The following is a 4,760-nucleotide window of genomic DNA, read 5'->3' as shown; positions in this document are numbered from 1 at the left end:
TGCCCGGGGCCGCGGCCGGCCGGACGCGGTCGGCCAGGGGCGCGGACCAGGCGCGGTGCACGGCTCGTGCCGTCCGGCCGGCGGCCGCCGGACCCTGCGGTGCCTGGAAGCCGCTACCGGCCAGGGCGGCGGGACACGGGCCGTGGGCGGACCGCCGCCCCCGCCCGCGGCGGCCGGGGCGGGACACCGGCTAACGCTCCTGCGGCCGCTGGTCCTTGTAGGGCTCCTCAAGGCTGCGCTCGGGGTCGCGCGGGCGCAGCAGTCCCTCCTGCACCACCGAGACCAGCAGGCGGCCCGACCGGTCGTAGATGCGGCCGCGCGCCAGCCCCCGGCCCCCGGTCGCGATGGGCGACTCCTGGTCGTAGAGGAACCACTCGTCGGTGCGGAACGGCCGGTGGAACCACATGGCGTGGTCCAGCGAGGCCATGTCGAAGCCCCGCGGGCCCCACAGCGGTTCGACGGGCACCCGGACGGTGTCGAGCAGCACCATGTCGCTGGCGTAGGTGAGCGCGCAGGTGTGCACGAGCGGGTCGTCACCGAGCGGTCCGACCGCGCGCATCCACACCGCGCTGCGCGGCTCGGCGTCCTTGAGCTCTTCCCTGGTCCAGCGCAGCCGGTCGACGTAGCGGATGTCGAACGGCTGCCTGCGGGCCATCTTCTCCAGCGCCTCGGGCAGCCCGCCCAGGTGCTCGCGGATCTCGTCGGCGAGCCTCGGCAGGCCCTCCGGCCCCGGCACCTCGGGCATCGGCAGCTGCTGCTCGATCCCCGGCTCCGGCAGATGGAAGGAGGCCGTCAGATTGAAGATCGTCCGACCCTGCTGGACGGCGACCACCCGGCGGGTGGTGAAGGACCGTCCGTCCCGGACCCGCTCCACCTGGTACACGATGGGCACGCCGGGCCGTCCCGGGCGCAGGAAGTACGCGTGCAGCGAGTGCACCGGCCGCTGCCCGTCGGTGGTCCGCCCCGCGGCCACCAGCGCCTGGCCGGCCACCTGCCCGCCGAACACGCGCTGCAGCGACTCGTCGGGGCTGCGGCCGCGGAAGATGTTCACCTCGATCTGCTCCAGGTCGAGCAGGTCGACCAGGCGGTCGGCGGGACTGGACATCGCCGGCACTCCTTCGTTCGTCGTATCAGCCCTCTCGGCGGCGCGCCGGCGGCTACAGCGGCCCCACCCCGGTGACCCGCACGACAGCGCGCCCCTCCTCGTCGGAGGCCGCCAGGTCCACCTCGGCGGAGATGCCCCAGTCGTGGTCGCCGTCCGGGTCGTCGAAGGTCTGCCGCACCAGCCACAGCCCGTGCTCCGGCTGCTCCTCGATGCGCAGCAGCTTCGGCCCGCGCGCCTCGGGCCCGGTGCCCAGCTCCTCGTACTCCGCCCAGTAGGCGTCCATGGCGCCGCCCCAGCGCCCGGCGTCCCAGCCCGACCCCTCGTCCAGCTCGCCGAGCTCCTCGATCCGGTCCCACGCGGCCAGCTCGACCCGCCGGAACAGAGCGTTGCGCACCAGGACCCGGAAGGCCCGCGCGTTCGCCGTGACCGGCCTGACCTGGTCGGCGCGCTCCTGGGCCTGCTCGGCCGTCTCCTGCTCCGGATTGGCCAGCTGCTCCCACTCGTCCAGCAGGCTGGAGTCGACCTGCCGCACCATCTCGCCGAGCCAGGCCACGATGTCCTGGAAGTCGTCCGACTTCAGATCGTCGGGGACCGTGTGGTCCAGCGCCTTGTAGGCGCTCGCCAGGTAGCGCAGCACGATTCCCTCGGTCCGCGCCAGGTCGTAGAAGGCGACGAACTCCGAAAAGGTCATCGCCCGCTCGTACATGTCGCGGACCACGGACTTCGGCGACAGCGGATGGTCGCCCACCCACGGGTGGCTCTTGCGGTACAGGCCGTAGGCGTGGAACAGCAGCTCCTCCAGCGGCATGGGGTGGGTGATCTCCCGCACCCGCTCCATGCGCTCCTCGTACTCCACCCCCTCGGCCTTCATCGCGGCGACCGCCTCCCCGCGCGCCTTGTTCTGCTGGGACACCAGGATCGGCCGCGGGTCGTCCAGCGTGGACTCCACGACCGAGACCATGTCCAGGGCGTAGGAGGGGGACGCGGGGTCCAGGACCTCGAAGGTGGCGAGCGCGAAGGTGGACAGCGGCTGGTTCAGGGCGAAGTCCTGCTGGAGATCGACCGTCAGCCGCACCACCGGGCCGCCGTCGTCCTTGCCGCTCCCGACCTGTTCCACCACGCCGCCGTCCAGCAGCGAGCGGTAGATGGCGATGGCCCGGCGGATGTGCCGCAGCTGGTTCCGGCGCGGCTCGTGGTTGTCCTCCAGCAGCCGGCGCATCGCCGTGAACGGGTCGCCCGGCCGGGCGATGACCGACAGCAGCATGGCGTGGGTGACGCGGAAGCGGGACGTCAGCGGCTCCGGTTCGGAGGCGATCAGCTTCTCGAACGTGTTCTGGGTCCAGTTGACGAAGCCCTCCGGGGCCTTCTTGCGGACCACCTTGCGGCGCTTCTTCGGGTCGTCCCCGGCCTTGGCGAGCGCCTTCTCGTTCTCGATGACGTGCTCGGGCGCCTGCGCGACGACGAGCCCCGCCGTGTCGAACCCGGCCCGCCCGGCCCGGCCGGCGATCTGGTGGAACTCCCGCGCCCGCAGGACGCGCACCCGCTGCCCGTCGTACTTGGTCAGCGCCGTGAACAGCACCGTGCGGATCGGCACGTTGACGCCCACGCCGAGGGTGTCGGTGCCGCAGATGACCTTCAGCAGGCCGGCCTGGGCCAGCCGCTCCACCAGACGCCGGTACTTCGGCAGCATCCCGGCGTGGTGCACCCCGATGCCGTGCCGCACGAAGCGGGACAGGTTGCGCCCGAACCGGGTGGTGAAGCGGAAGTTGCCGATCAGCTCCGCGATCTGGTCCTTCTCCGCCCGGGTGCACATGTTGATGCTCATCAGGGCCTGCGCGCGCTCCACCGCGGCCGCCTGCGTGAAGTGCACGATGTAGACCGGTGCCTGGCGCGCCTCCAGCAGCTCGGTCAGCGTCTCGGTGAGCGGCGTCAGCCGGTATTCGTAGCTGAGCGGCACCGGCCGGGTCGCCGACCGCACCACCGCGGTGGGCCGCCCGGTGCGCCGGGTCAGGTCCTTCTCGAACCGGGAGACGTCCCCCAGCGTCGCCGACATCAAAACGAACTGCGCCCGGGGCAGCTCCAGCAGCGGGATCTGCCACGCCCAGCCCCGGTCCGGCTCCGCGTAGAAGTGGAACTCGTCCATGACCACCTGGCCGACGTCGGCGTCCGCCCCGTCCCGCAGGGCGATCGACGCCAGCACCTCGGCCGTGCAGCAGATGACCGGCGCGTCGGCGTTGACCGACGCGTCCCCGGTCAGCATCCCGACGTTCTCCGTGCCGAACAGCTTGCACAGCTCGAAGAACTTCTCCGACACCAGGGCCTTGATCGGCGCGGTGTAGAAGGTGACCTCGTCGCGGGCCAGGGCGGCGAAGTGGGCGCCCGCCGCCACCAGGCTCTTGCCCGACCCGGTGGGCGTGGACAGGATGACGTTCGCCCCCGACACCACCTCGATCAGCGCCTCCTCCTGAGCTGGGTACAACGAGATGCCCCGCCCGGCGACCCACGTGGAGAACGCGTCGAAGAGGGCGTCGGGGTCGGCGTCGGGAGGGAGCTGATCGATGAGCGTCACGCTCCTATACTGCCTGGTTTCCCCCCTGCCCCGCGGGGCGGTCGCACGGAAGAAGATCGTCCGCCGCTAGGCTGTGCCGCGCCGAGGACACCGGACGCCGCACGGGCGCGGGGCAGAACAGGGGCGGGGACGAAGCATGATGGGACCGGCGCACTCGCTGTCCGGAGCGGCGGCCTGGCTGGGGCTGGGCGCCGCGTTCGCGGGCGCGGGCCACGCGATGCCCTGGCCGGTGCTCGTGGCCGGCAGCCTGATCTGCGCGGGAGCGGCGCTCGCCCCCGACCTCGACCACAAGTCGGCGACGATCTCCCGGGCCTTCGGACCGCTCTCGCGGGGTCTGTGCGGCGTGACCGACAAGCTGTCGCACGCCGTCTACTCGGCCACCCGGAAACCGGGCGATCCGCGCCGCTCCGGCGGTCACCGCACCCTCACCCACACCTGGGTGTGGGCGGTGCTGATCGGCGCGGGCTTCTCGACGCTGGCGGTGGCCGGCGGCCGCTGGGCGGTGCTCGGCATCCTCTTCGTGCACATGGTGCTCGCGGTGGAGGGGCTGCTGTGGCGCATGGCCCGGGTCTCCAGCGACGTCCTGGTGTGGCTGCTGGGCGCGACGAGCGCGTGGATCCTCGCCGGCGTGCTGCACCAGCCGGGCAACGGCTCGCACTGGCTGTTCACGGGACCGGGCCAGGAGTACCTGTGGATCGGGCTGCCGATCGTCCTGGGCGCGTTGGTGCACGACGTCGGCGACGCGCTCACCGTCTCCGGCTGCCCCATCCTGTGGCCCATCCCCGTCGGCCGCAAGCGGTGGTATCCGGTCGGCCCTCCGCGGGCCATCCGCTTCCGGGCCGGAAGCTGGGTCGAGCTGCGCGTGCTGATGCCCGCGTTCATGCTGCTGGGCGGCGCCGGCTGCCTGGGGGCGCTCGGCGTCTGGTGAGCCCGGGCCCGCTGCCCGGCCGTGCCCGGCCGGCCGCGGCGCGCCCGGCCGCGCCGACCGGGCGGGACCTGCCGGACCGCGCTCCCGCGGCAGCCGGAGGCCAGGCCGCCGCCGGGGACCGGTGCCGCGGCGCGCGAGGCGGCCGCGGCACCGGCGGG

General features: G+C 73.2%; 3 protein-coding genes. 1 reads left to right on the top strand and 2 read right to left on the bottom strand.

From position 1 onward, the window contains the following. Nucleotides 1-190 precede the first annotated feature (190 nt). Nucleotides 191-1,105 carry an acyl-CoA thioesterase II gene (locus RKE29_RS10810; protein WP_312004934.1) on the bottom strand — a complete coding sequence of 305 codons (915 nt, stop codon included), beginning with the start codon at nt 1,103-1,105 and terminating at the stop codon, nt 191-193. A 52-nt stretch (nt 1,106-1,157) separates the two neighbouring features. Then, nucleotides 1,158-3,674 (bottom strand): DUF3516 domain-containing protein, encoded by a 2,517-nt coding sequence (locus tag RKE29_RS10805; RefSeq protein ID WP_312004933.1) that lies wholly within the window; start codon nt 3,672-3,674, stop codon nt 1,158-1,160. 136 nt (nt 3,675-3,810) lie between these two features. Here RKE29_RS10805 and RKE29_RS10800 point away from each other — a divergent pair, with 136 nt between their 5' ends. Then, entirely contained in the window at nt 3,811-4,602 is a 792-nt protein-coding gene (locus tag RKE29_RS10800) for a metal-dependent hydrolase (protein WP_312004932.1), read from the top strand. The last annotated feature ends 158 nt before the right edge of the window (nt 4,603-4,760 follow it).

Origin of the sequence: Streptomyces sp. B1866, from assembly GCF_031932565.1 — a bacterium.
GTDB lineage: Bacteria > Actinomycetota > Actinomycetes > Streptomycetales > Streptomycetaceae > Streptomyces.
This window is presented reverse-complemented; position numbering and strand designations above follow the sequence as displayed.

What these genes read in the sequence shown, in the direction of transcription:
- RKE29_RS10810 (WP_312004934.1), bottom strand. Translation starts at nt 1,105, where the DNA reads ATGTCCAGTCCCGCCGACCGCCTGGTCGACCTGCTCGACCTGGAGCAG.
- RKE29_RS10800 (WP_312004932.1), top strand. Translation starts at nt 3,811, where the DNA reads ATGATGGGACCGGCGCACTCGCTGTCCGGAGCGGCGGCCTGGCTGGGG.